The 24,888-nt window shown below is 64.7% G+C and carries 22 protein-coding genes and 1 tRNA gene; 7 read left to right on the top strand and 16 right to left on the bottom strand.

The annotated features are described in order from the left end of the window. Positions 1 to 268: 268 nt before the first annotated feature. The 11 genes from Y590_RS25375 to Y590_RS03895 form a co-directional block, all read right to left on the bottom strand. A protein-coding gene (locus tag Y590_RS25375; RefSeq protein WP_144439921.1) for an IS630 family transposase occupies positions 269 to 1,212 on the bottom strand; the annotation gives its coding sequence in 2 pieces (ribosomal slippage) (positions 269 to 879 and positions 879 to 1,212; 945 coding nt in all). Positions 1,213 to 1,461: 249 nt separating this feature from the next. Next, positions 1,462 to 2,496, bottom strand: coding sequence for a ribosome small subunit-dependent GTPase A (gene rsgA / locus Y590_RS03940; RefSeq protein WP_060768741.1), 1,035 nt, complete (start codon positions 2,494 to 2,496; stop codon positions 1,462 to 1,464). A 319-nt stretch (positions 2,497 to 2,815) separates the two neighbouring features. After that, positions 2,816 to 2,891: transfer RNA gene (locus tag Y590_RS03935), tRNA-Glu, on the bottom strand. A gap of 139 nt (positions 2,892 to 3,030) precedes the next feature. Next, positions 3,031 to 4,842, bottom strand: a complete 1,812-nt coding sequence (locus Y590_RS03930) for a coiled-coil domain-containing protein (RefSeq protein ID WP_158509725.1) — start codon at positions 4,840 to 4,842, stop codon at positions 3,031 to 3,033. A gap of 59 nt (positions 4,843 to 4,901) precedes the next feature. Further along, the gene (locus Y590_RS03925) at positions 4,902 to 5,393 is read right to left on the bottom strand and encodes an ABC-three component system middle component 2 (protein ID WP_144439919.1); all 492 of its coding nucleotides are present in this window, start codon (positions 5,391 to 5,393) and stop codon (positions 4,902 to 4,904) included. Then, complete coding sequence (locus tag Y590_RS03920; RefSeq protein ID WP_060768739.1) at positions 5,390 to 6,403, bottom strand: ABC-three component system protein; 1,014 nt, start codon at positions 6,401 to 6,403, stop codon at positions 5,390 to 5,392. Before Y590_RS03920 ends, Y590_RS03925 begins: the two co-directional genes overlap by 4 nt. Before the next feature lie 115 nt (positions 6,404 to 6,518). After that, a complete protein-coding gene (locus Y590_RS03915) occupies positions 6,519 to 7,103 on the bottom strand; it encodes a recombinase family protein (protein WP_060768738.1) in 585 nt (194 codons plus the stop codon). A gap of 157 nt (positions 7,104 to 7,260) precedes the next feature. Continuing rightward, positions 7,261 to 8,412 (bottom strand): DUF8359 domain-containing protein, encoded by a 1,152-nt coding sequence (locus Y590_RS03910; RefSeq protein WP_060768737.1) that lies wholly within the window; start codon positions 8,410 to 8,412, stop codon positions 7,261 to 7,263. A 243-nt stretch (positions 8,413 to 8,655) separates the two neighbouring features. Beyond that, positions 8,656 to 9,120, bottom strand: a complete 465-nt coding sequence (locus tag Y590_RS03905) for a hypothetical protein (protein WP_060768736.1) — start codon at positions 9,118 to 9,120, stop codon at positions 8,656 to 8,658. A gap of 44 nt (positions 9,121 to 9,164) precedes the next feature. Next, positions 9,165 to 9,497, bottom strand: coding sequence for a hypothetical protein (locus Y590_RS03900; RefSeq protein WP_060768735.1), 333 nt, complete (start codon positions 9,495 to 9,497; stop codon positions 9,165 to 9,167). An 89-nt stretch (positions 9,498 to 9,586) separates the two neighbouring features. Then, a complete protein-coding gene (locus tag Y590_RS03895; protein ID WP_060768734.1) occupies positions 9,587 to 10,882 on the bottom strand; it encodes a flagellin N-terminal helical domain-containing protein in 1,296 nt (431 codons plus the stop codon). A 243-nt stretch (positions 10,883 to 11,125) separates the two neighbouring features. Here Y590_RS03895 and Y590_RS03890 point away from each other — a divergent pair, with 243 nt between their 5' ends. Further along, positions 11,126 to 12,130: a helix-turn-helix domain-containing protein gene (locus tag Y590_RS03890; RefSeq protein WP_060768733.1), complete on the top strand. Its 1,005-nt coding sequence runs from the start codon at positions 11,126 to 11,128 to the stop codon at positions 12,128 to 12,130. Position 12,131: 1 nt separating this feature from the next. Next, entirely contained in the window at positions 12,132 to 12,677 is a 546-nt protein-coding gene (locus Y590_RS03885; protein ID WP_060768732.1) for a PilZ domain-containing protein, read from the top strand. A gap of 60 nt (positions 12,678 to 12,737) precedes the next feature. On the opposite strand, the gene Y590_RS26230 is transcribed toward Y590_RS03885, so the two are convergent. From Y590_RS26230 to Y590_RS26225, 5 genes are all read right to left on the bottom strand, one after another. Then, positions 12,738 to 13,127, bottom strand: coding sequence for a hypothetical protein (locus Y590_RS26230; RefSeq protein WP_144439918.1), 390 nt, complete (start codon positions 13,125 to 13,127; stop codon positions 12,738 to 12,740). 77 nt (positions 13,128 to 13,204) lie between these two features. Beyond that, positions 13,205 to 13,438 (bottom strand): DUF7336 domain-containing protein, encoded by a 234-nt coding sequence (locus tag Y590_RS03880; RefSeq protein WP_060768731.1) that lies wholly within the window; start codon positions 13,436 to 13,438, stop codon positions 13,205 to 13,207. A 51-nt stretch (positions 13,439 to 13,489) separates the two neighbouring features. Then, the gene (locus Y590_RS03875; protein WP_060768730.1) at positions 13,490 to 14,740 is read right to left on the bottom strand and encodes a relaxase/mobilization nuclease domain-containing protein; all 1,251 of its coding nucleotides are present in this window, start codon (positions 14,738 to 14,740) and stop codon (positions 13,490 to 13,492) included. Then, positions 14,737 to 15,147 (bottom strand): hypothetical protein, encoded by a 411-nt coding sequence (locus Y590_RS03870; RefSeq protein WP_060768729.1) that lies wholly within the window; start codon positions 15,145 to 15,147, stop codon positions 14,737 to 14,739. The genes Y590_RS03875 and Y590_RS03870 overlap by 4 nt, the downstream gene beginning before the upstream one ends. Before the next feature lie 20 nt (positions 15,148 to 15,167). After that, positions 15,168 to 15,779 (bottom strand): hypothetical protein, encoded by a 612-nt coding sequence (locus Y590_RS26225; protein ID WP_144439917.1) that lies wholly within the window; start codon positions 15,777 to 15,779, stop codon positions 15,168 to 15,170. An 876-nt stretch (positions 15,780 to 16,655) separates the two neighbouring features. On the opposite strand from Y590_RS26225, the gene Y590_RS03860 reads away from it, so the two are divergent. From Y590_RS03860 to gmtX, 5 genes are read left to right on the top strand one after another with little or no spacing between them, the layout of a single operon-like run. Continuing rightward, complete coding sequence (locus Y590_RS03860; protein WP_060768727.1) at positions 16,656 to 18,332, top strand: site-specific integrase; 1,677 nt, start codon at positions 16,656 to 16,658, stop codon at positions 18,330 to 18,332. Beyond that, positions 18,325 to 21,435 (top strand): VPA1269 family protein, encoded by a 3,111-nt coding sequence (locus Y590_RS03855; RefSeq protein WP_060768726.1) that lies wholly within the window; start codon positions 18,325 to 18,327, stop codon positions 21,433 to 21,435. The genes Y590_RS03860 and Y590_RS03855 overlap by 8 nt, the downstream gene beginning before the upstream one ends. 4 nt (positions 21,436 to 21,439) lie before the next feature. Then, positions 21,440 to 21,901, top strand: a complete 462-nt coding sequence (locus tag Y590_RS03850; protein WP_060768725.1) for a hypothetical protein — start codon at positions 21,440 to 21,442, stop codon at positions 21,899 to 21,901. Next, the gene (locus Y590_RS03845) at positions 21,898 to 24,135 is read left to right on the top strand and encodes an AAA family ATPase (protein ID WP_060768724.1); all 2,238 of its coding nucleotides are present in this window, start codon (positions 21,898 to 21,900) and stop codon (positions 24,133 to 24,135) included. Before Y590_RS03850 ends, Y590_RS03845 begins: the two co-directional genes overlap by 4 nt. Continuing rightward, entirely contained in the window at positions 24,132 to 24,848 is a 717-nt protein-coding gene (gene gmtX / locus Y590_RS03840) for a gamma-mobile-trio protein GmtX (RefSeq protein WP_060768723.1), read from the top strand. The genes Y590_RS03845 and gmtX overlap by 4 nt, the downstream gene beginning before the upstream one ends. Positions 24,849 to 24,888 lie beyond the last annotated feature (40 nt).

The following is a 24,888-nucleotide window of genomic DNA, read 5'->3' as shown; positions in this document are numbered from 1 at the left end:
GCCCGCTGGCCCAAACGCCCGCGGGCCTTCCGTCGTGCACGACACAACCACGGCGGAAGCTTCTCACAGACATAGCGAGACGTTAGCGCGATCGTCTCCGCCGAACGCGAGCGGATCGCTCGGCACCACGCCACCGCTGGCAGGGGAGGGGGCTTCGCATCCGGAGATCACGGCTCAGGATCGCGGACCAGGCGTGCTCAGCCTGCCCAGCGGGCCGACCCCAGCAAGCCGCCGGCTCGGGGTCCGACGGCGCTAGAGCGTTTTCGGTTTAATCTGGTTCGTATCCTGCTGCGGCGAAGAAGTTGGCGCACTCGTCTGGCGTGACGGTGTCGACGAGGCGTCCGATGGCCGACCACAATCCCTCGACGGTTCGCTCGGCCGCTTTGCGCAGGAGCGCCTTCAGCTTCGAGAACGCCATCTCGATGGGGTTGAAGTCGGGCGAGTAGGGCGGGAGGAACAAGAGCCGCGCGCCGGCTGCCGCGATCGCGGCACGCACGGCCGGCCCCTTGTGGCTTCCAAGGTTGTCCATGACGACGATGTCGCCGGGGCCGAGTTCGGGCACCAGAACCTGATCGACGTAGGCCTGGAAGGCGTCGCGGTTGATCGGCCCATCGAGCACGAACGGCGCGGCGATCCCGGACAGGCGCAGGCCGGCGACCAGGGTCGTGGTCTTCCAGTGACCGTGCGGGATGGGCGAGCGCAGCCGCTCGCCGCGCGGTGAACGCCCACGGGTGCGAGCCATGTTGGTGGAGGTCCAGGTCTCGTCGAGGAAAACCAGGCGCGCAGGGTCGAGATCGGGCTGGCCCTCGAACCAGGCCTCGCGCGCCGCTTTCACGTCCGGGCGTTCCTGCTCGGCGGCGTGAGCTGTCTTTTTTTCTAGGTGAGATCGCGTGCGTCGAGGAAGCTCCACAGGGTGCCGAGCCCCACCGTGAGAGCGTGCTCGTCCCGGAGCCGGGCGCGCATCTCCTCAAGGGTGATATCGTCTTGTCCGTCGATCAGTCCGCGCAAGAAGGCCTCGTGCGGATCGAGCTTCGAGCGGCGCGCTCGCCCTTGCGGACGAGCGGCCACCGTCCCAGTCGTCGTGAGCGCGGCCATCCAGCGGATCGAGGTCGCGATGCCGACCCCAAACCGCGCGGCCGCCTGGCGGCGCGAAGTCGTTGCCGCGGCCTTCACCACGCGCTCGCGCAGGTCCTGGCTGTAGGGTCGGCCCATGCTTCGCTCCTTCTCAAGAGCGATCAGTGAATCAGCCCAACAGCTTCGCGTGAACCCCACCTGCCCGATTCAGCTCAGACCGAAAACGCTCTAGGGCCGAAAGCGTCTTCGCGAGCGTTGGATGCGAACGGCTCGACCGCGGGCGCTTCGCCTCGCAGGCTCCGAGAGCCATCCAGACCGACCCTTCGATCCTGATGAGTAATCGCGGGAAGTGCGGCGATCTCGTTGGCTTTGGCTTCGGCAGAGGTTCTACCCCCCGGCACCTCGCCGGCCGCGCGGTCCCGTGGGGGTTGGCGTGTTGTCGCGGTTTTCGGTGAGAAGCTTTCGCCAACGGATCAGCCGCTCAGGGTCCAGTCTACCGTCGGCAACAGCGTCCTGCACGGCGCAGCCGGGTTCGTGCGCGTGCGTACAGTCGCGGAACCGGCACGAGGGCGCGAGTTCGGTGATCTCGGCGAACAGGGTTGCGATCCCTTCTGCAGCGCCGCTGACGTGCAGCGTTCGCATGCCCGGCGTGTCGATCACCCAGCCGCCCCCCGCAATGGCGTGCAGTGAACGCGACGTCGTGGTGTGACGGCCCTTGGCGTCGTGCTCGCGAATGCCTCCGGTCTCCTGGGGAAGCGCCTGCCCCGGACCGGCGAGCGTATTCACCAGCGTCGATTTGCCGACACCGGAGGAGCCGACCAGCGCCACGGTTTGTCCCACTCCGCACCACGCGGCCAGGGTGCTTGCAGCCCCCGGAAGGCGAGGATTGACGCTGACGACATCGAGCCCGCGCTGCAACGCGGCGGCTTGGTCGCGATAGGCGCCCATATCGGCCGCCATGTCGGCTTTGGTGAGCAAGATCACCGGATTCGTGCCGCCCTGATTGGCCAGCGCCAGATAGCGCTCCAACCGGGCCTGATTGAAATCGGCATTGCAGGAGGTGACGATGAACAGCGTATCGACATTGGCTGCGGCGGGCTGCAGGGCTCTGCTGCCTTCGACGCGTCGCTCCAGGACCGTCCGCCGGTTCAAGCGGCGGTGGAGCATCCGGGTCTGGGGATGAACCAGCACCCAATCGCCCACAGCGAAATCGCCGGTGTTGGTATGAACGGCAAGTTCCAGCTGGACCGATCCCGTCTCCGACAGGGCGGTCAGGCGTGAGCGATGAACCGTTGCGATCCGCATGGGCGCGAGATCCGTCTCGTGCGGTTCACGCTGCTCCTCGAAGAAGGCGCGCCAACCCAGGCTCACGAGCGGCACAGGTGGAAGAGGTTCGGGATGATGGGTCACCAGCCTGCACATGACATGGCATCGGTCTTGTGACCAGCGCCCCGTAACAGGGGGCGCTTTTCCGCGTGCGATGGGATCAGGTGGCACCGCATGTTGTAGCGCGGCCCGCGACAGGTCGGATTTGGGACGAGGCTGAGCTGCTCCCGGGTCAACTCCCATCGCGACGCGCTTCAGATGCTACGAATTTTCGCTCAGGCGCAGCGCTTCCTCGAACAAAAAGCCGATCTTATCGTTACCCGGCTCGACCGGACGACCATCGAACTATTTTTTGGAGGAGAAGGTATTTTCGTCGCTCGTCGCAGTACATTACAGCAACGATACGGAAAGCCGGTGGCGCTCCCAAGGGGAATCGAACCCCTGTTTTCGCCGTGAGAGGGCGACGTCCATTTATCCCCCAGCTTGACCCTACCAAGCGCTACCAAGGCAAAGGCGGTGTACGATAGAGGGATGGTGGTCGGGGTCGTTTCCATGGATCGGCCAGGCGAATCGGAGCTGCACGTCGAACGCAGATGCGATTGCTGGAAACGACGGAAGCAATGCCGACCCTCAGCCGGGGAAGAAGCCCCGCCTATCACCAACACCGTCCTCGCCCGCGAAGGTGGTCACCTTCGCCTTCTCGCCGAGGGCGATCGGAGGCGCATCGTTCTCGATGACGAGGTATTGCACGTCCGCACAGGTCCGGAGCAGGTACTCGTAGAAATGATGCTTGAGTTGGGTCTGACCGACGAGTTTCTCGTCCTCGTCCAAGGGGCCATGCTTCGATTTGTGGCCGTCTCGGTAGCTGACGAGCGGACTGTCGAGCACGATGATGCCGGGGTGGGGTAGACTGTGCCGGCGGCAGAAGGTGAAAACGCCGATCTTGAAGGCGCTGTGCATCAGGGCTCGGACGCCCTTGCCGTTGCCCCGACGGCTGTCGCCGTTCAGCGTGATGTCGTGGGCCTTCGTGTCGAACGATACCCGTGGCGGTCCCGGGTACTTCCAGGCATGCAGTATCGACTGGACGTCCTGGGCGAACTCATCGCCTAGAGAGCCGCTGATGCCCGCCACGACGCTCCCCGGAACGAGCCTGGTCGGCTTGAATGCCGCGATCTCGCGTTTGCGCGCCTCCAAGTCCTCGATCCGACGTTGGATCGAGAGGCCGCGGCGGACCCGCTCCCTCGCAAGGTCGAGCCGTTCGTAGTTCGCCCGGATCGAGCTCTCCAACGGGGTCTCAGAACGGATAGATGCCTCTATCCCCTCGATCTCGCCGGCCCGTTTCTGGATGCGGCCGTCTAGTTCGTCCCGCTTGGAGACCAGTCCGACGATGGTCCGCCGAAGGTCGGCTTGTTCCAGCCGGATCTTCCGGACCTCGGCTTCGACGGCCACGTAGGTTTGCTCGATCTCGCCCAGGCCGTGACTGTGACGCTGATGCTCCGGATCCGCGCCACAATGCGGGCACGGCCTACCCGCGCCAGCGAGCAGGGCCGCCCCGCCCTCGGCAAGGGCATCGAGACGGGCGATGTCGTTCTCGTAGACGGCGGCGAGCAAATCGAAGCGTTCGAGCGTCAAGACGAGCTCCGAACGGCCGTCCTCGTCGAATGCCTGCTTTTCGAGCGCGTCGCGTCGCCTAGCCCGCAGGTCGTCCAGCCGGATCTGCCGTTCCGCTGCCTCGTCCCCTACGGCCCCCAGGGACGCGTTGAGACGGCGTTCCTGGTCCGACAAACCCTCACCGTCCGGCCAGCCTTCCTGCAGCTCCTTATGGGCCTCAGACAAGAGCTCGTCGATCAGCTCAAGCTTGCCCGCGTTACCCCGCTTCTGCGTCTCCGGACTATCGGTCACCACCGTCGCGGAACCGTCGATCCCGGTCATGATGAACTTGAAGACGTTCTTGTTGAACGTGTCGCCCGCCCGCGGATCGATCTGGGTGGGGCTCCACGTCGCCATCATGCTCGTCTCGTCCGTGAGGACGTAGGGGGCGACGTGGCGGAATGTGAAGGTGGCCTTGTCGCCGTTCAGCGTTCGATCGAGTTGATGCACGCCGATGCCGAGTTCGCCCAGCAGGAAGGCCGAAATGTTCGGTCCCTTCGCCCTGTGGTCCGCCGCCAGGGTCCGGTTGGTGGCCCCGGGCGACTGAGGGTCCACCTCGCCCTCGTAAAGGTCGAAGCTTCCGCCGGTCACCCCTCTGGCAAGCGTGACGCGGCCGGCTCGCGGCAGGTCGAGGCATAGCCAGACCCGATCGTAGCCGCGGATCATCTTGATGTCGGGTAGGGAGGACCCGCTGCCGAACATGAAGTCGAGGGCCGCGAGTATGAAGGACTTGCCCCCGTTTGAGGCTCCCCAAACAACGTTGATGCCGGGGACGAAGCCGAGCTCGGACACCGGCTTTTCCGGTCCGGTGATGGCCAACCGGCGGAGGTAGAACCTGGGCGATGGCACGCTCATGCCTGCCGGGCCGGACCATCGGTCACGCCGAACGCATCGGTCCACTCGCCGATGCGTTGCCGAAGGCGCTCCTTGAAGCCGTCCTTCGTATGCCGCCTGACCTCGTCCCGTATCCAGGACGCACACACCTTCAGGTGCTCCGAGTAGGGCGTTTCCAGAAGTTCGATATAAGCCGCGGCCTCGTCAGTGGCCCGGTAGGAAATCCCATCCACGTCGTGCGTCTCGGCGACGAGGTGGCAGCCTCGCATCAGCTGCAGGCTCCGCTCGACCAGACGCCGCCGGACCAACAGCTCTCCCTTGCGGGCGGGCAACTTCGTATGAAGGCTCGGTGGGCCCCCGTGATCGTGGGAATGGACCACGACGTGGTCGAACAGGATCATCCCCGGAAGGTCGACCGCCACAGGACGCAGGTGCTCAAGCACGATCACCGCACGGATGCCCGCCTCCAGAGGCGAGTTGTAGAGCCGGCCGAACGTATCGAGGCTCATGGCGTCCACTTCATCTTTCCGTCGTTGGCGAGGTGGTGGCACACGCCTTGCCGGACCGTCACCCGGACCAGCGTTCCCCCGATGGCGGTCGCCATCAGGGAAGCGTGATCCATCACGGCGCAGAGCCGCTGGTACCCGGTCGCATGGACCCTGCGATGGATGCCTATCACGCCAAGGTAGATGTCTCGCTGGAAAGCCGCGAGCGCCTGTGGGTCGGTGTTGTCACGGTGGAAGCGATCGAACACGGAGGCCTCGAAGAACCGCGTCCGATGCTCGCCTAGGTCGGGCCCGTACTGCGCATCGGTCAGGATCGCATCGACCGTCGTGAACGCGGCGCCACGTGCCTCGCCGTAGACCAGACGGAGCTGGTCGAGGTACTCGATTTCCTCCGGTTGCAAAGCAGCAGGGGCTTCCCCGACAGGTGCCTCCCCGGGAGGAAGCCTCAGCACCCGGCCCAAGGCAGGCCCGGCCGCGGGATGCTTCACGATGTCGGTCGCGGAGAGATACGATACCTGGCTGAAGTCGTAGGCCTCGATGAGCGCCTTGAGCTTCGGAGTGAGCAGTGTCGGATTGCCCCCGCGGGCGGTGATGCCGGTCTTGCAGTGGGTATCCCACTTAGCCAGGAGTTCGGCCCTTAGGTCCGAAGGATTGAGGATCAGGTCGCGCAAGGTCCCCGAGATGCCCCGGGGGGAGACGAACACGTACTTGGTCGGAAGCGTCTTGTACGCGCCGCCCTCGGCGTGGTGGTGGAACACCTTTCCGAGTTCGACGAGCGCCTCCCCCAACCCGAGCGAGCTGGCATACGTCTTCCGCTTGCACTGGTAGAGGTGCCAGGGGCCCTCGTGCTTCGCTTCGGTCAGGAAACCGACGACGTCGCGCCCCTTGTCGTTGGCCTGCCCCAGTCGATGGACGGCGACGTACCCTGTGCCGATACGCTCGGCGAACAGTTCGATGAACTCTTCAAGCTGGTCGTCCTCCAGCTCCTTCAGGGTTATGGCGAGGCTTTTCACGGTCCCGATCCAGGATGGAAGCTCGGCCCACCGCCCGACCTTCGAAGGCGATCCAGTTAAGCCCGATGCCTAACGGGACCGCAACCTGTACGAGCCCATCGACCAAAGAGGACGATCAACCCGACGTCGCCGGCTCGCGAGCGATCACGCGATAGACCGTCGGGCGAGATACCGAGAACAGCTCGGCCAGGTCGGCGATCGCGTACTCCCCGGTGTCGTTCATTCGCCGCAGCTCCTTCTGCTGCTTGTCGGATAGCTTCGGCTTCTTTCCACGCAGCTTGCCCCGGGATCGTGCGATCGCCATCCCCTCGCGGGTCCGCAGGCGAATCAGGTCGCTTTCGAACTCCGCGAAAGTCGCGAGGATGTTGAAGAACATCCGGCCCATCGGGTCGGCCGGATCGTAGATGCTCGCTCCCAAGGCCAGCTTGATCCCCCGGGCGACGAGGGCGTCGGCGATGCCGCGGGCATCCGGGACTGAACGGGCGAGGCGGTCGAGCTTCGGCACGACGAGGGTGTCGCCGGTACGGACGGCCGCGAGCGCCTGGTCGAGCCCCGGGCGTGCTCGGTTCGTGCCGGTCAGGCCGTGGTCGGTGTAGATCCGGTCAGATGCGACCCCGAGCCCTTCCAACGCGGCCCGTTGTGCAGCGAGGTCCTGCCGGTCGGTCGAGCAGCGCGCGTAGCCGATGAGGATCGTCGTCATGCCGAGAAGTGTACGTTTGGCCCCCCGCCATTGAAAGGATCAGCGTACGGTTCTTATGAGACGGCCGCCGCCCTCATGCGGGACGGGTCCCAGCGGACGGTTCGCTGGTGTCCGTTGGACGATCCTCAAACGGACATGTGGTGGACAGGCTTCAGACCTATCGTGTCAAACTGCTGAGCGAAGTCATGTCGTTGGCGGCATCGTCCTTCAGCGTCATGGGCCATTCGAACTCGTCGAAGCGGCGAACGAGGAATCGCGCTTCGTGGATCATCGGCATGACGGCCGCGTTCGAGCCGCGGCAGTCGGCGACGGCCTCCGTCAGACCTCGCGCCGCATCGACGGCCCGGCCGGCCTCTTCCGCCGTGATCCGGCCAAGGCTGGCTTTCTTCGACCATGCCCACGCCTCGTTCGCCAAATCCATCGCCCGTTCCGACGGCTCGGTGCTCTTCCCACGGTAGAGAAAGAACTCGTACAGGTCTCGGATCTCGAAGTACGCCTCCATGGCGGCGCTCACGGCAAACCCCGCCAGCAATCGGACCGTGTCCGATCCGTATGGCGCCTCATCGAGAGCTCCGGCTTGCAGGCCGAGGCCGACACGTCGATCACGCTGCCTTGCCGCGCACTCCCATGCCATACCCAGATCCGCGACGTCGGGGCGGTAGCCGAGCGGCTCGCGGCGCTTCACGGTCGCATGGGGTGTTTCCCGTGCCTGAGGAAACGCTTGAAAAGCCCATCCCTGCCCGAGCAACGATACGAGGGGGTCGTAAGCCCGGACGAGCACGACATCTTCCACGATGCGGACGCGCTCGTCCATGAAGCGCCTGAGATCCGCCACCGCTGAAGCTCGACCATCCTCATGGATCTCCGCAATCTCGATGCCATGCGGGGGGCCGCCCCCATCGATACGGATGCCACTCGTCACGACGCGGCCGTCGTTGGAGACGGCCCTGAGCGGCGTTCGTCGCGTGACGAAGTCGAGGTCCGTATAGGCCACGCCCCCATCGAGGCCGCCAGTGGCCAGGAACGTTTCGAAGTCGTCCACGCCGAATGCGTCCCCGGGGCCGTGCATGCGACGAGCGTTCGATAGACCCGAGACTTGGTACCAGAGCTGACCCTCGAAGACGCGCCAGACGAAGGCCCTTCCCTCGATGCCTACGGTGTAGGTTTCGCCGAGATCCTCCCGGGACCCGGCACGCAGGGCCACCGGAGTGTCCGTCGCGACGAACCATTGGTCGAGCTTGCGTTTCCGCTTGCGTCGAAAGAGCATCGGACTGGGATGCCTGACCGTGACGACCCGATCCTCCGGCATGCCTTTCCTCGCCCCGAAGTGCCGCGCACCGGCGTCGGGCCGCTGTGCGCGTTTCGCTTCGAGGGTGCCGGTCGGCTTGGCATCCCACAAATCTAGGGATGCCGAACGACGTGGCGGTCTCCGGCGTCAGAGGTTCGACGGCAATAACGTACGACGAGGTGGCAACGACATCCACGCGATCGGTGATTCAATCGTTCCTTCGAGGAGGGCGAGGCCCTCCCCATGGTTTCGCGTAACAGGAGATCAGGGCAGGCCGACGCGATAGGTCTTACGTCCGGTCGGGCAGCAGTGGGCATCGCCCCGCCGCGGCACGGCGACCGCAAAGGTTGCAGTCCGATCGCTGAAGATGACCTTGCCCGCCAGCGGGTCCCGGACCTCTGTAAGAGTTCGGACATGTCGCCAGCCTGTCTCGCCCGCCCGGAAGATTGCGGCCGTGGTCGCGGTCGCATTGCCGGTTGGATCCGGCAGGTATGTCACGAAGGCGAGCGCCCTCGATGCGTCCGGTGAGCGTCGGAGTTCGATATGCGTGTCCTCATCGACCGAGCAGCGCCGGTCGTTGCCGTCCGGATCGACGCAGACGATGGACCGGCCGGTGATGAACCAAGCTCGAACGGCCTCCGGCAGGTCGATGGCGGAGGCGGCTCCTGCCTGAAAGAGGAGGAGGACGGCGCCAGCGAAACAGGCCCCATGTCGGGTGACGTCGAGCATCAAACTGGCCTCACGCGTCGGTGCTGGGCATGCCAAGGGCCGCCTCATCGCTCGGCAACCACGAACGTGCCGTTCGGTGCTCTGACGAAACGAAGACGGTCCTTGCTCGCCGGCTCGCCATCCAGGCCGGCTTCGAACTGGCATTGATGGCCACCGCTCTCGTCAGGAGGGTAGCAGGCGAGCTTCTTGAAGGAGGTCAGGACCCGTTCTGGCTTCAGGACGACACCGCGCGGGCCGGCCATGAGAAGCGCAGTCGCGGAATACTTCTGATAGGCGCGCTCCCCGTAATCGACGAGTGCTTGTCGCATCTCCGGCTCGGACGGCTCGTCGCTGCAGGCGCCGAGAGCCAGGCCGAGCGCGGCCAGGAGGGGGAACATAGATTTTGGAAGCATGGAGAAAGCCCGGAGCGTTGGTGAACGAAACGCGAAGGCGGGCGGCGGATCGTGGCCGCCCGTGGTTTCGGCGATCAGCGCAGGAGCTGGAGGATGCCCTGGTTGGCCTGGTTGGCGAGCGAGAGCGCCGAGATGCCGAGCGACTGCCGGGTCGAGAGGGCCTGCGAGTTGGCCGCCTCCTCGTTCATGTCGGCGTTGGTCAGGTTCGCCGACCCCGTTTCGAGAACGTTGACGAGGTTCTTCGTGAAGTCCTGGCGGGTCTGAACCACCGAGAGGTTCGAGCCGAGGGTCGAGGACAGCGAGTTCAGGGACGTCAGCGCGTTGGTCAGCGCGTTGGCGGCCTTCGTCAGGTCGGCGTTGTTCTGCACGCCGAAATCCGCGCCCGGCTGCGTCGTCGCGCTGTCGACGAGGCTGCCGATGCCGAGGCCGGAGGCAGTGAGGGCGTCGCCCTGCACGTCGAGCTTGGACTGCCCACCGCCGGTCTTCTCGTTGAAGACGACCGTGAGCTTGTCGCCGGCCAGCAGGTTGGTGCCGTTGAAGCCGGCGTCCTGGGCGGCCTGGTTGATCTGCGTGCGCAGGTTCTTGAACTGGTCGACCAGGGCCGAACGCTGCGCCGAGGTGCCGCCACCGGTCACCCCGCTCGTCGTCGCCGTGCCGAACAACAAGGCCGTATCGGTCGAGGAGGCCGCAAACGTGCCCACGGTGGTCGCGCCGAGGCTGACGGTGAGCGCGTCCGAGCCGCTGCCGGTGACGCTGAGAAGCCCGTTTGAATCGACCGAGGCGTTCGCGATGCCGGATTTGTTGATGGCGTTGACGACGTCGCCGAGGGTGTCGGTCGCGCCGACCGTGTAGGTGTACACGGCGTTGCCCGCCTTGAGCTGCACTTGGTTGGCGGCGCTGGCGCTGAGCCCGAGATTGCCGCTGACGGAACCCGTCGCGGGTCCGGCGGTGCCGAGCACGGTCTTGGCCATGGCGACGTCGCGCTGGCTCCTGCCCGTGGTGCTGGCCTCGCCGGCGGTGCCGAGCGCCACCGTGCCGGAGACCTTCGGCAGGTTGGTCGCCGCGTTCGACTGCGCCTGGCTGACCACCGACTGCAGCTGCTTCACCAGCGAGGTGACGGTGTCGATGCCCTTGGCGGCGGCCTGGATGGTCTGGATGCCGTTGGAGATGCCGTCGAGCAGTCCGGACAGGGCGGTGGAGCGGTTCGAGAGGTTCTGGGCGGTGAAGAAGTTCACCGGGTTGTCGAGGGCGGAGTTGACCTTCTTGCCGGTGGCGAGCCGGCCCTGGTTCGTGGCGGCCAGGCCGGCGGTGTCCTGCAGCGACAGCAGGTTCTGCCGCGTCGCGGCGGACAGCGTAATGGCGGATGACATCTCGGGATCCTTCTCCGCTCGACGAGGGGCGTCGAACAGTGAGCAATCCTCGGATCAGCAAGTTTATCACCTCAAAACATTTCCGGATGAACCAATCCGAACTTGTCTACCAGCGTCCTGATTATGTCTAATTCCGTCCCGACCTATATTAAGCGAAATTTGAGGCGGGACTTGCTGGATAATGACTTGCTTTTGTCGGCGCTTTGACGCCTGTGTCGCTTCGTCCATCACGACGTTCGACGCATGCAGCCAGAAGTCATAGACCCGCACATCCCGCTTCTGGGAGACGAGAAGCTACGCCGGGAGGCGTGGGTCGAGACGGTCGCCCCGATCTGGGTTTCGACCCCCGATCGCGACCGGCCGCTTCCCGATGAAGTGCACTTCCGTGCCTGGAGGGTCGGCGGCATCCATCTGTACGGACTGCATGCGTCGGCGCAGACCGTGGAGCGGACGGGTCCGCAGATCGCCTCCCATGCGGTCGATCACGTCTACTTCCAGCACCACCTGAACGGGCGCGCCATGATCGACGCTTCGTCGGGCGAGACGCCGATCGACGGCGGGGACATCCTCCTCGTCGACATGGCGCAGCCGGCCTTCGGCCGAGCGTTCACCGGCGTCGATGCGATCAGCCTAGTTATCCCGCGGCGGGCCTTCGACGCTCGGGTGGGCGAGGTCGGCGACCTCCACAGGAGCGTCCTCTCGCGACGCGATCGGCCGCTCGTGCGCCTGCTCTCGGACCACATCCGGAACGTCCGGCATTGCCTCGACGGCACGGACGAGGAGCAACGGAACCTTCTCTCGGTGGCGACGGTCGCCCTGTGCAACGCTGCCCTGACCCCGGTATCCGACAGCGGCTACAACCGTCCGGCGGTGGCGGCGATCGAGATCCGGCAGTTCATCGAGGCGAACCTCGATCGGACCGACCTCGGCGTCGAGCTGCTCTGCGCCCGCTTCGGGCTGTCGCGCACGCCGATCTACGCGCTGTTCGAGCCGGAAGGCGGCGTGATGACCTACATCCGCAATCGTCGTCTGGCCCGGGCGATGCGCATCCTCTCCGGCGTGGAAGGCGGCGACGCCCGCCGGATATCGAGCGTGGCCTACGCTTGCGGCTACGAGAACCTGAAGAGCTTCAGCAAGGCATTCCATGCGCGCTACGGGGTGAATCCTCGGGATGTCGACGCATCGTTTCGGGTCGGGTCCCGCTGGGAAACCGGGACGGCGCTGCTGTCCTGGATCAAGGAGCTCTGAGGTGTCGTCGGTCAGCCTGCCGGGACGCTACCTCGACGAAGCCGGTGTGGAGCGCGATTGCATACTCCGCGGCGACACACCCGACGTGCTAGAGATCATTGGCGACCGCGCCCTTGTCCCGGGCGAGCGGATCGTCTGCCGGATCCCCGGGCTCGGTCTTCTCAGGGGGCGCACAGCGGAACGGGGGGACGGGGCATTCCGCCTGGATCTGGAGGCGGGTCCCGACCAGAGGGACCGCCTTGCCGCGCGTCTCGCATGGCACGCCGCCCAGGGGGAGGGAGCACCGGACCGGCGAGAGGCTGTCCGGGTCGTGCCGATCCGAACCGAGGTGGTCGTGATCTGGGACGGCGCCGAAGCCCTCGGTCGATTGCGCGACGTCTCCATCAACGGGGCCTCGGTCGATCTGACGCCACGTCCTGAAATTGGGACATCGGCTACGATCGGCCGGCGCCGAAGTCAGGTCGTCCGCCATACCGAGGGCGGTATCGGCGTCCGATTCATCCTCCCGCTGAGCCCTCAGGACGTGACCGAGAACATCATTCTTTGAGCCGCCTCGGTTGCTCGGTAAGGTCGTCCATCAATTCCCTGCAGGGTCTCAAATGGGTGGTTAGCGGCTGTTCGAGGCGGCACCCTTGTCTTGGCGCCAGAGAACGCAATTTCCCCAGTAATCGATAACGGGAGGAATATTTTCAAAATCAAGCGAGAACCAATATACATCACCCCACAGCTCTTCTGTGCCGCTTGTCATGCCGCCAAGAAAAACGCTGCCGTCTTCGTCTTTCACAGCGCTGACGACATCCCAGCGCATGCTCATTCCAGAAATGCTAATATCAATGATTCCATCCCAGTCATCAATTGGCTGAAATATTATTTCATAGGGGCCGTCAACACTGTCAAATGACATGCGAAAGGCGTGCGGAACGGTTGTTCTCATGGTCGTGATGCTATCAAACTTTGATGCCAGCAATGGGTCGGAAGCAGGCACCCGCGCGGTCAAGCTGATTGGGTTTCGCCCCTAGGGTCCAAACTCAATCAGCTCAACTGCGCGAAGGGCTGCTGGGGGTGGGAAGCGGCTCAGTCGTCCTCGTCCTGACGAACGGAAACAAAGCCCGTGGTCCAATGGTCCTTGTCGAGGGAATAGACCGAAATCTCGAAACCCTCGGGATGATCGCGAAAGCCCGGCTGCCCCTTCACCCTCAACACGGCTGCGTCCGCACTCTCTTGAGATCGGTAGACACCGATGAGCTTCGCGTCGTCCGCGTGCTGATCATCGGCCCGGACGTGCCAGAGCAGGTAGACGGTATCCATCGGCCTACGATGACCCAAGGGGCGTAGGTCTGCAAAGGGTCGTTTGGAGACCTACTGGAGGGGAATGCCCCAAATATCGGTCATCCCCCACAGCCTCCAGGCACGCTCCTTCTCGTAGGCATTCCGCTCCTCGATCCGAGCGGCCGACGCTCGGGCGCGTGCGGTCGCCGACAGGTTGGCTATCGTCGCCGCATCCATTCCCGAGAGGTGTCGGCGCAGCATCAGGGCCCGGCCGGGGGGAAGCCCGCGCAGGCGTTCGAGCGCAGCGACCGCACCGCCTGCGTCACGTCGGCGACCGCCTCCGTCAGATCCGCCAGAACTTCGATCAGATCCTCGAATCCCGAACCGTCCGACTCCGTCTCCCGAGGAGCCAGCGCCGCTACGAGCGCGTGCAGAATCCTGTCCTGTGCGTCGAACCTGCGTGCGATTTCCATTCCGTCCATCGAGCATTCCTTCCAGTTCCAGGCTGCCGAGCCGTGCATGCACTGCCGCGGCGAAGATCCGCTTTCCTTCGAACTGCCGGGCCGCCGCGCCGATCACGCGGGTAGCGAGATGCGCGGTCCCACTCGCATCGACGATGACCAGCCCCTTCCGTCCGTGCCGCAGGTCGAGCCCATGGGCGCGCAGGGCGCCGACGAAACCGGAGCCGTCGCGGCTCCCGTTCCACGCAGTGAGGGCCGCACGACGCACGGTATCGAGGGGGACTCCGGTCCGCTCCTGCAACCGGCGCTCCCATGGAGTGAGGCGCGCGATCGGACACGGAGCCTTCGGGCTCCCGGATCGCGCGAGCCAGTCGGCGACATCCGCACGCCCCTCCGCTCGTAGGCGGCGTTCGATCGACCGGGCATGCTTCGAGGCGACCGGGCGCATGCCGAACTCGAACTCGACGATGCGGCCGACCTTCTCGCGGCGGGCGAAGTCCCAGGCCAGGTCTACGACGCCCCCCGACGGGCGCACGAGGCTGTAGACGCGGTGCTCGTGCCTTCGGCCGTGCTTGACGTGCACGGCCCCGCAGTAGGGCTGCTCCGCCATTCCGAACTCGGCCTCGAACAGCGCCCACCACCGCGCCCGGGCCCCTGCCTCATTGGCGATTCCCGGGTCCGGATCGACGTGAACATGGTAGACGGGGCGGTCGGTTCGACCGCCGAGCGACATGGCCACGAGCTCGCGCACCTGCGCGACCAGGTCTGTGCTTCCGAGTCCCCGTGCCGGGACAACCGCGACTTCCTCGTTGTCGGCTTTCAGGAGATGAAGGGCGAGTGCATCGCCGATCCCGCGCCCGCGCACGGCGCCGGAGATCATCGTCCGGCATGCCGCATCAGGATCGGGATGAGCAGGCCCCGTGCCCGGTCGAGGCCGGCTCGGGCGGCGGGGATGTCCTTCAAGCTGATTGCAGCGTTCACGGATGCAAGTTCGCGGACCGCCGTCGAAATCGCCACGACCTCCTCGCTCGGAAGGATGCCCGGTCGACGGCTACGAGCATCGACGGGGGACTGCAGGGCGACCCGTTCCATCAGGAGGCGGCGGACCCAGGCCCCCGAGGTGAGACCGTCACGGCCCGCGGCGGCGGCGACGGCGTCCCCGAGCTCACGGCTCATCCGTGTGACGAAGCGCAGATCGAGCGTCGGCCGACCTGAACGTGAGGAAGAACCGGGATCGTTCTTTGCTGCGGTGATTGGATCGATGGCGTCATTGGACTTGGTGTTCATGGGGGCACTCTCGAATGGGGTCATTTCGCTTTCGCGGGGAACGGGACGTGGGCGACAGCTTCATCGGGAACAGGAAGGGAGCCGGATCCATCGTCGGCGCGGCGGCGCCTCCGCTCGACGCGCTCCAGCCCCGCCCTGCGTCGTTCCTCGATGACGGCGCGTATCGCATCGGGGACGGCCAAGGGGTCCGGGATGCGGGTCCGATGCAGCCGAGCCCGCGCGACCTCGGCGTCGAGCCGCTTCAGGGCACGCTCCCAGGTATCGACGTCGCACAGCATCTCGTGGCCGACGATGGCGCGCTCGACCCGCTCGTCGATGTCGGGTCGGGCGCGCCAGGGGCGCTGTCCGGTCAGCCGCCTTGCGTAGGCCCATGCCCAGATCTCGGGACCCATCGCCTCGAAGAGCCGAGCCATGTCGGCATCGCGGGCGGTGGTTAGCGTGCCTGCATCCAAACGGCGGGCGTACTCACGGGTCGCCGTCGCCAGGGACAGCAGGCGTGGTGGATGTCGGATAGCCGGGGCTACCTTCGCGGACGCTGCGATGGGATCCGCCGGAGGATCGCCGCCCCGTTGCGGCATCCACCATCGCGAAGGGATGACAACCAGTAAAATTTTATGGATTGCTTTGCGCATGCCAAACTTGCCAGCTCACACGAAGATGGACATGGCTGGAATTGAAGCACGTCACGTCATTCGATACGTAATTGCATGACAAATACAGATTAATACGGTTTCACGGTTTCCCGCACTTGCAACCTTTGGGCGCACACGTGAGCGTATCTGCCGTTCGACAACAATGTCCGTCGAAGTTGGGCGACACAACCAGCGACAGTCAAGGAACGAATCGGTCGGTTGTGGCCTCCTCTGCACGCCCCCGGAATTATTCTGCTATCTCACTGATTCGTCGAGTTTTCCTGTGTTTTCCCCAGGCATAGGAATGCCAAGGGATTACAACCATGGCTGGATGATTTTCTGCTGACGCTCAATCGGTTCGACCACAGGGCCACGAATTTGGCTCGCCCACGACCATGCGGGAATACTTGAGGCTCCACCAAGGAGCTCTGTGCGATGTTCGACGTCATCGGCCGCTGGTTCGGCCTGAGGAAGAAGCCATCCCCTCGGCGGATGCCCGTCCTCGAACTTCGAGACCCCGTGCCACTGCAGCCGTTGCCGTATCGGCACCCGCCGCCGAAGGGACCCCGTCGCCCGTCCCTGCAACAGACGCATGACACGATCGGAAGCTCCGGTGCGGGAGGAAGAGTTGCGCCAGCCATGGCCGTCATGCGTTCGCATGCCGTCCAGATGCCGCCGCCCGTTGCGGCGTCACCAGGGCTCCCGCCCGTGGACCCGGCGAACCAACCGAGCTGCGGCGCCCAAGAGATCATTGCACTGGCCCAACCGGAAGTTTCGTTGGAGCCCGCGCTCTGCGCGAAGAAATCTCCTCGCACCCGGAGCCGCAAGTCTCGCTCGGGTTGCAACCGGTAACTGTTCGTGAACCGGCTCGCTTTCATGATCACCCCGCAGTTGCGGGGAGAGGCCAGGGTCGTCCTGCTCACGCGTAACCCGCGCGAGACGGCGGCCCGACGCTTGACGCATCCATACCCCGTTCATCACGCGACCATGGTCCGCCGCGTAGAGGGAATGCCGCCCGGTTGGACGGCGCGGATCCTCGTGTTGCGAAGGGCGGACGGAATCGACGAGATCTACCTGCCGCTTATCAAGTACCAACGTGCGTACCCCAACCGGTCCGCGACTTGGCAGAACGACGTCGTGCGAGCGGTCGGCCTGTTCTGGGACTACTCCAGGGCCACGGCTGCAGGCGCGACGCCCATCCCGATTGTTAGCGCGCAACCCTTCCTGAAAGAGCTGCTCCAAGGGTTCGCGCTTGCTCTGCGCGAGGGCACCGTTGTCGAGGGACGGGACCCGACCGGCCTGTACTGGCCGGGATCGCCTTACTCGGTGACCAAGAACCTCGTCCGGCGCATCGAGGATTTTGCGCGGTGGTGCCATACCGTTTCTTCGTCCAGCCAGCATCGTACCGATCCGACAAGCCCCCCGAATGACGGGCTCAGCTTCACCGACATCCTGGTGTGGTCGCGCCTCCGCAAGTTCGAGATGCTGAGCTACATCTCCGCCGAACCGCGCTCGGTTCGTCGCCGTAGCGTCGTCAACCTAGGCAAGGACCCGCGGGGGCATGCGCTCGAAGCCGTGAAGTTCTTCCCCCGCAAGGACGCTGCGCGGCTGCTTTGGGAGGGACATCGACGCCCAAAGTCGGCCGGAGGGGGCGACGCATATGGTGCGCACAACGCGCGCGATCAGATGATGGCGCTTATCGACGGGTGGGGTGGGCTGCGCCGCAGCGAGGCCCTCCACCTGTGGGTCGGCGACGTCGTGGAGAACCCTGACAAGCCGGGACATGCCCTGGTGGTGCTGCATCACCCCACCGACGCTGCGATCGAATACCGGGATCCAATCTCCGGGTGCCTGCAGGCCGGGACCCGTGGTCAGGCTCTGAACAGCGTCTACGGGTTGAGGGCGAGGAACGTCGAGAAGCGTGGGCGGTATCATGCCGGCTGGAAGGGGATGGACCTCGATCCGCAACACACCGCCATCATTCACTGGTTGGACGACCGGGCGGCGGCACTCTTCTGGGTCCTGTACCTCACGTACATCCGGTACGTCAGACCGCCGATCATGAGACGTCGGAAGGCGCTCAGGGGCTACGATCACCCGTTTCTCTTCGTCTCCGAGGGGCGGGATCGAAACCCCGGCGATACGAGTCGCCCCGGCGATCCGTATTCGATGCAAGCCTACGAACGGAATCACAAGGCGGCCGTCCTGCGGATCAATCTGTCCTACGGGAAGCGATACGGCACCACCACGCACGGCCTTCGTCATATGTACGGCCGCACGCTCGCGGACCTTCGCGTGTCGCCGGAAATCATCCAGAAGGCGATGCGCCACACCAGCGTGCTCTCCCAACTCGTCTACGTGGCCCCGGACAACGCAACGACCGATGCGCGCCTGCAGGAGGCTTGGGATCGATTGCAGACGGGCGAGTTGAGCCTGCCGGTCAGAGCGAGTCCAGGGAGCGGGGCACTCGACCAGGACGCGCTGAGCGAGAACACCACTCAGGCTTTGCTGCGCCTCAGGGAGACGATCTTGGACGGAGGCAGTATTGCGTAAATTCGATTACGTCATTCGAGCGGAGCATAAGCTCGCGGAGCATTGGATCAACACGGATCCGAGACGTTTCGCGATATTGCCGACTGGCGACCGTAAGGCATTCGAACGCGCTGTTGCCGATGTCGAAGATCTGGTCGATCGATTCAACAAAGCGACGTCGAGCGACGACAAGGCCGACTTCATCGGCCGCCTACTCGATCTTCACCGGCGCGGTGCGGTCCTCTGGCCGATGGGCGCGTTCTTCAACCACTCGGTGCTCGGCGCCGTGGATACTCGGCGCGTCGAGAAGGACCTGCGCTCGTCGGGAAGCGACCTGCTCGTCATCCTGGATGCGCTGGAGAGCGACGCCGAGGGCCCCTTCGTGAGTTACAGGCCGCTACAGCGGCGAAACTTCGCTTTCTCGGCCTGGAAGAGCCTACTATCCCTACGACTCGCCACATCGAAATCGTTGTCGACCCTGGCCACGTACGACCACGATGACTTCGAGGCACTGGCGCGGGCGGTGCGTCCCGGTGGCAATTGGGAAGAGTGGTACACGTCCGCGAACAGAAAAGGGTTGCAGTACGTCGCGCGCTTCGTGGCCGTGAAACTCCATGACCCGAACTTCGCAGCATCGATCGAGCGCTCGGCCGTCCCAGGCTTACCCGGACCTCGCCGTCCGGACCCGTTCAAGGCTTGTCCACACTTGGGATGGCTCGACGAACTCTACGAGCAGTTCCTCGACGAGAGCAAGATCTTGATCAAGAAGGGGCCGCGTGCAGGAAAAAGGTTGCTCGGCGAGTTCTTCATGACGCTCCCAAAAGGAAATCCATCACGGGTGGAGACCGCCTTCAACGTCAATGACATGGCCGATTTGCGTGTGTTCGCGGCAAATTGGTCGACCCCAACCCAGCGCATCCTTGCGATGGGGAAAATCAACGAGTTCATCGACTTCATCGAACGTCAGCATCGGCTTGGAGCCATCAAGACGAACGGAACTTTATTGCTCGGTTTGGAGCGTCACGAGGTCGAACATTTCAACAAGAGCGTGCAGGTGCCTGCTGGGGCATCACGATCGGCGGACGTGTCGGCACGTCCGATGCCGACGCGCTACCACTTACGCCTCAAGGAGATCATCACGGCGGACGATTTCGCGTGGCCAAAATCGCTGCGGAACGGTGTGAATGGACGCCCGCTCCATTCGATCCCGTGGCGCGATCCGGAGACCGGTCGTTCGACCGAGGTGTTCTGTCCTGTCCTACCCCGATTGCTACTCCTGATGTTGGACCTGCCCTTGCGGAACGTCCAGGTCCGAAGGCTCGACAGTGGCGAGGGCGACGCCGAACGGTGGAACTCCACGACGCACTCTTGGGAGGCGAATACCGGACGCCATGGCGGCTTCTGGAAGCGTATGGGTGTTCGCAATCCGAGACGTGGCTGCATCCGCCGCATTGCGACCAGCGAGGGCGGATCCATCACGGGAATCTATGTCAATTCGAACAAGACACAGGACCGTGGCGTCCTGTTCGACGACACGGCCGGCTACGAGATTCCATGGGAGCATGTCGAGGTACTGGAGAACCTTGATGCCCTCCGTGATTGGCAGGAGCGGTACAATCCAGTTGCCGGCCCGCTACCCCATTCCGAACTGGCTCCTCACATCTTCAACGACGAGCCCTCGAAGTCGGTGCGCGCGCTCATCCCCGACCGCTTTTTTCTGTTCCGCTATCCGCAAAATCCAGGGGAGCGGGGGGCCGAAATGCCCGTCAGCTACCCGACCTGCCTGCAATTTTTCTACGACGCGCTTGAGGAGCTGGAGCGTCGCTTGAACCTGGAGGACCCCGAGCGGCCGGTCACGATCATCACGGGGCGCGACCACTCGGGAGCGCCGAAGAAGGCCGTGTTCACCCTGCATGGGATGCGATCCTCGACCCTGACCAGCCTCCACATGGCCGGTGTGCCGATCGAGATGCTGAGCAAGGTGGTGGCTGGCCATGCGTCGATCCTGATGACGCTGAAGTACGTGAAGTTCGACCCGATGCACGTCAGCCAGGTGCTCACCGAAGCCCGCCTCAAGGCGGCGACGAAGGCCAAGGCCGAGTTTCCCGATCTGCTTGGCAGCGCCACCTATGCGCATGCCATTCGGATGACGGCCCGGCTGACTGATGACGGCGTCAAGCAAATGAAGGGGGCCTATAAGGAGCCATCCACTTGGCTTCGCCTCGACATAGGCCTGTGTCCGAACGGCGGAACGCTGTGCAACATCGGGGGTGACGCAATCCAGCGCCGGAACGACAAGGGGGTCGACAAGTCGACGTACGCTCCGGTCCCGGGTGGGGAGCGGAACTGCATCCGTTGCCGCTTCTTCGTGACCGGTCTTCCATTCCTCATCCCGCTGTGGGCTCACGGTTCCGCGATCATGGCTCAGGCGGACGCCTGCGCCCGGCAGGCCGACGAACGCAGCGAGGAAGTGCGACGTCTGAAGCAGCATCGGAAGACGGTGCGGGAGCTCGGCGAGACCGTGACGGATGATCTACGTGAGAAGATCACGGCCACCGAGGAGGCTCACATCCACGATTGCGAGCGCCGAAACCAAGCGCTCGCGGATTTCCACTCGACCCTGGCGCTCATTGAGAAGATTCGAGCGATAGCACAGCACGCCGGCGATCTTGAGGAAGGGCAGAACCTTCCCATGCTTCTGCCGGATGACGAGATCCCGGAGATCGTCGGGCGGGAATCGACGCGCTTCGAGGTCATCGATGCAGTCGTCCAGCAGTCGCGCTGCTTTCCCTCGCTCGTTTCGGCGGACATCGAACGCGAGCGCGACGAGTTTCTGAACCAAATCCTCTACCGTAACGGCTACGTTCCCATCACGATGTCGCCCCTCCCGTTATCGGAGCGGCGCCGGGCGGCCGACGCGATGGCCGCCTTCCTCCTGCTGGAGTTGGGCGCTGCTGAAACGGACCATCTCGCCGCCGGCCGGAAGTCCCTTTCCGACCTCGGGTTGCAGGACAAGCTTGAGGCCGCCTGTCGGACGGCCGTGGGTAAGCCGCTGAACCGGATCGAGGCTCGCCCGCTTCCGGAGACCATCCCGGCGCCCGACCGCATCCTTGCGGCGGAGTAAGGCGATGAGCAAGTCGGTCGTTCCCGAGATACTCGGTCAGCTGGAGCCGTGGTTGGCGGAGCGCATCGAGGCGTGGAAGAATCAACCCGCGGATGGACGCGAGGCGACGCTGCCGGCCACGCCAGACGGCAAGGTGAACGTCCGGGGAGTCGCCCGCGCGCTCAGTCTGAGGCCGAGCCAGGAGCAGCATCTGTTCCGAAACGCGGAGCTTCGCACCGCCATCAACGCCGTGGCTGCGGAGCAGGGACTCAAGCCCGTTGGGGCGCGTGCGGATGCGGACCCATTGGACAAGGTCGTCGTGGATCGTCTGAAGAAGGTTCAGGCGCGGAGCGGGGAACTCGCCAAGATCGTCGCCGAGCAGGCGGCGACCATCGAAAGGCAGCGGAACGAGATCCGGAGCTACCGCGAACAGCTGAGTCTTCTGGCGGAAACGGGCCAAATTCTACGCACGGAGCCGCCGCGATGATCGATGTCGCCGTCGAGACCATCGTCTCGCGCCGGGATTGGGGCGTCATCTTTTCGGCAACGGTACTGACGAAAGGGCATGCCGACCACGGTCGCAGGATACGAGTACGGGCGTCCATCAGCGCCATGTCGGACGCCCCCGAGGTCGGGGAGACCTGGGCCATCGACGGTGAGGTTTTGGATACGGCATACGGCCGACAGGTCGATGCCGAGGCCGCCCGCCGCGTGATGCCGGACGGAGCGCTCGTCAGGGGGTACTTGGCGTTCAACGTTCCGGGTATCGGAAGGGATCGTGCGAGCCGCCTGTGGGATGCCTTCGGCGATACCTTGGGCACCGTACTGTCCGACGAGCGGAACATCCCACGCATCGCCGAAGTGATCGCCCCTGACCGGCCGCTTCTGGCGCTACGGATCGCTGCTGCCACCGTCGCGGCATGGCGAGCGGCCGCCTCCGAGGCCGCCGCCATGGCCTGGATGGATGGTCATGGCGTTTCGAACCTAGCAGTTGCCAGGCGGGTCGTCCGGATCCTCGGCGACGAGGCGGTCGGGATTCTCGCGGACAACCCGTACATCCTCGTGCCCCTCCTACCTTGGAAGAACGTCGACGCCCTTGGAAGGCGGCTCCTGCCCACCATCGGGGCGACGGGGTGGGACGTCCGGCGGTTCGTCGGGGCGGCCGACGAAACCGTGAAGCGGGCCCTCGCCCGCGGCGATACGGTCATGGCCCCGGAGCACGTCCGGCTCTCCCTGGGACGTTTGCTCAAGACGGATCGTGCCGAAGTCATTGAGGACGCGGTCCAGGCCGCGGAACGGAACGGCGCCCTCGTGTGTGTGGAGGAAGGCTACCGGGCCCCGGGAGCCGCCTTGATGGAAGATCACGTCGTTCGGCGCCTCAGATCCTTGGTGTTCTCGCACGCGGCTTCGCCGGTGAGACTTCTGTCGCCGAGCGGCATCGCCGAACTGGTCGCCGATGTCACTCCGGTCGGCCGGCCGCTGCATTCGCAACAGACGGACGCAGTGCTTCGCATCCTATGCTTACCGGTGGCATGCCTCACCGGTGGGGGCGGGACCGGTAAGACGTACACCTGCAAGGTCTTGTGTGACGCGTGGGAGCGTCTTGGCGGAGAGGTGCTACCTTGCGCTCTCGCCGGAAAAGCCGCGTTGCGGTTGTCCCGATCCACCCGCCGCCTTGCGAGGACGCTGGCGCGCACGCTCGGCGAGCTCGACGAGCGGGACCGGCTGGATCGGGTCATCGACGATCCCGAAGCTGACGAGAAGACGCGCTCCGCTGCGAGCCGCAAGCGGGAGACCTTGGCGCGGATCGCTACCTCGACGCTGGTCCTGATCGACGAGGCCTCGATGGTCGATCTGCCGACAGTGCATGCGATTGTTCGCCGGATGCCCGATGGTGCGCGCCTTCTGCTGGTCGGGGACCCTGCTCAGTTGCCTCCAGTGGGCTTCGGGCTGGTCTTCCACCGCCTAGTCGCCGACGACGGAATCACGTCCCACCTCACGCACGTACACCGCCAAGCCGCGGAGACGGGTATCCCTGTGGCGGCCGCGCAGGTGCGTAGCAGATGCATGCCGATCTTCGAGCGTTACGCCGGGGTGCAGGATGGAGTGTCTTTCGTTGCGGTTGAGGGGGCTGCGTTCCCGGGCACCGTGGAGCGAGTGGCGCTCGAACTGGGCATTCTTGAGGGGGGCTCGATCATCGTGACCGCAACAAACGATGGTGAGGCCGGGGTCAAATCCCTCAACGAAATGCTCCACGACCGGCATGCCGAACGGACAGGGAATGAGCCCATGCGTGGAGTCCTGGGACGGTTCTTCTCGGCGGGCGCACCTGTCATTTTCGGGCGGAACGACTATCGGTTGGGGCTCTTCAACGGCATGCTCGGACGCGTGACGCGGACGTTCCCGGACGATCGCGCGCTGGAGGTGATATTCGAGGGTGAGAGCGATTGCAGGCGACTGACGGAGGAGCACCTCGTCGATCTGGACCTCGCCTACGCCGTTACGTGTCACAAGTGCCAGGGATCCAGCGCGCCCCGTGTTGTCGTCCCGATTTACCAAAGTCGCGTACTTGACCCGTCCTGGCTCTACACCGCGTTGACGAGGGGCGAGCGTCAGGTGGTGTTCGTCGGAGAATCCAAGGTCTTTCGGGATTCCCTGGCCCTGCCGTTCGCTGCCGAGAGGCGGCAGGTTGGCCTGCGTTGGGCGGAGCTTGTGGCATGAGCGTTCAGGTCACGGAAGCGCTTGCAATCGTCGATAGGTCCTTGGCCGAGCTGACGGAGGCTGCGACCCAGGATCAGGTTCGCGTGAAGCTCGCGAACCTCAACGAGGTTTGTCGCGTTCTCGTCCTCGAAGCCGCTCAGCGACCGACGATCCCCGAGGTGGTGCGGCGATATAAGGCGCGTTTCCCGGCTAAGGAGCACAGCCTTGCCGAGCAATCGCTTCGGAACAAGCGCGGCGGAGCGAACCCTTACATCTCCCTCCTGAAAGCTTGGGCGGGCGCTGCGGAGTTCGTTCTGGCACCATCCCGAGCCCGCCGTCACAATCCTGAGCCGACCGAGCTGCTGTCGCCTGACGAAGTCGCCGGCATCGACAATCCTGCGCTTCGGCATCAGGTCGGTCTCGTCCTGACGCAAAACCGAAGTTTGAAGACGCAGCTCGACATACTCAAGAAGGCCGCGAGATCGACCGTCCTGCACGTCGTCGATGGCTCTGCAGTGGCGACCAAAGACAGCGCTCGGTTGCCTCTCGCGAACGAGTTGGCCCTGAACGTGACCGAGGTGGAGGCGCTGAAGGACTTCGTCGATGTGCGCAAACTGAGAGCTAGGGGGCTTCGGCGCGCGGAGGACGGAGCAATCGAGAGCATGGATGGACGGAGCCTCAGCGACCCGGGCTTCGTTGAGGCTGTGGAGAAGATTGTCCGGAGTTACGAGTAGGACGAAGATGGCGCTCGTTTGCGGCAAAGCACGGGCTGCC

It is taken from the genome of Methylobacterium sp. AMS5 (assembly GCF_001542815.1).
Taxonomy (GTDB): Bacteria; Pseudomonadota; Alphaproteobacteria; order Rhizobiales; family Beijerinckiaceae; genus Methylobacterium.
Note: the sequence above shows the minus strand (reverse complement) of the source record. Positions and strands in the feature narration are given on the sequence as shown.

What these genes read in the sequence shown, in the direction of transcription:
- rsgA (WP_060768741.1), bottom strand. Translation starts at nt 2,496, where the DNA reads ATGTGCAGGCTGGTGACCCATCATCCCGAACCTCTTCCACCTGTGCCG.
- Y590_RS03925 (WP_144439919.1), bottom strand. Translation starts at nt 5,393, where the DNA reads ATGAGCCTCGATACGTTCGGCCGGCTCTACAACTCGCCTCTGGAGGCG.
- Y590_RS03915 (WP_060768738.1), bottom strand. Translation starts at nt 7,103, where the DNA reads ATGACGACGATCCTCATCGGCTACGCGCGCTGCTCGACCGACCGGCAG.
- Y590_RS03910 (WP_060768737.1), bottom strand. Translation starts at nt 8,412, where the DNA reads ATGCCGGAGGATCGGGTCGTCACGGTCAGGCATCCCAGTCCGATGCTC.
- Y590_RS03905 (WP_060768736.1), bottom strand. Translation starts at nt 9,120, where the DNA reads ATGCTCGACGTCACCCGACATGGGGCCTGTTTCGCTGGCGCCGTCCTC.
- Y590_RS03900 (WP_060768735.1), bottom strand. Translation starts at nt 9,497, where the DNA reads ATGTTCCCCCTCCTGGCCGCGCTCGGCCTGGCTCTCGGCGCCTGCAGC.
- Y590_RS03895 (WP_060768734.1), bottom strand. Translation starts at nt 10,882, where the DNA reads ATGTCATCCGCCATTACGCTGTCCGCCGCGACGCGGCAGAACCTGCTG.
- Y590_RS03890 (WP_060768733.1), top strand. Translation starts at nt 11,126, where the DNA reads ATGCAGCCAGAAGTCATAGACCCGCACATCCCGCTTCTGGGAGACGAG.
- Y590_RS03880 (WP_060768731.1), bottom strand. Translation starts at nt 13,438, where the DNA reads ATGGATACCGTCTACCTGCTCTGGCACGTCCGGGCCGATGATCAGCAC.
- Y590_RS03875 (WP_060768730.1), bottom strand. Translation starts at nt 14,740, where the DNA reads ATGATCTCCGGCGCCGTGCGCGGGCGCGGGATCGGCGATGCACTCGCC.
- Y590_RS03870 (WP_060768729.1), bottom strand. Translation starts at nt 15,147, where the DNA reads ATGAACACCAAGTCCAATGACGCCATCGATCCAATCACCGCAGCAAAG.
- Y590_RS26225 (WP_144439917.1), bottom strand. Translation starts at nt 15,779, where the DNA reads ATGCGCAAAGCAATCCATAAAATTTTACTGGTTGTCATCCCTTCGCGA.
- Y590_RS03860 (WP_060768727.1), top strand. Translation starts at nt 16,656, where the DNA reads ATGATCACCCCGCAGTTGCGGGGAGAGGCCAGGGTCGTCCTGCTCACG.
- Y590_RS03850 (WP_060768725.1), top strand. Translation starts at nt 21,440, where the DNA reads ATGAGCAAGTCGGTCGTTCCCGAGATACTCGGTCAGCTGGAGCCGTGG.
- Y590_RS03845 (WP_060768724.1), top strand. Translation starts at nt 21,898, where the DNA reads ATGATCGATGTCGCCGTCGAGACCATCGTCTCGCGCCGGGATTGGGGC.
- gmtX (WP_060768723.1), top strand. Translation starts at nt 24,132, where the DNA reads ATGAGCGTTCAGGTCACGGAAGCGCTTGCAATCGTCGATAGGTCCTTG.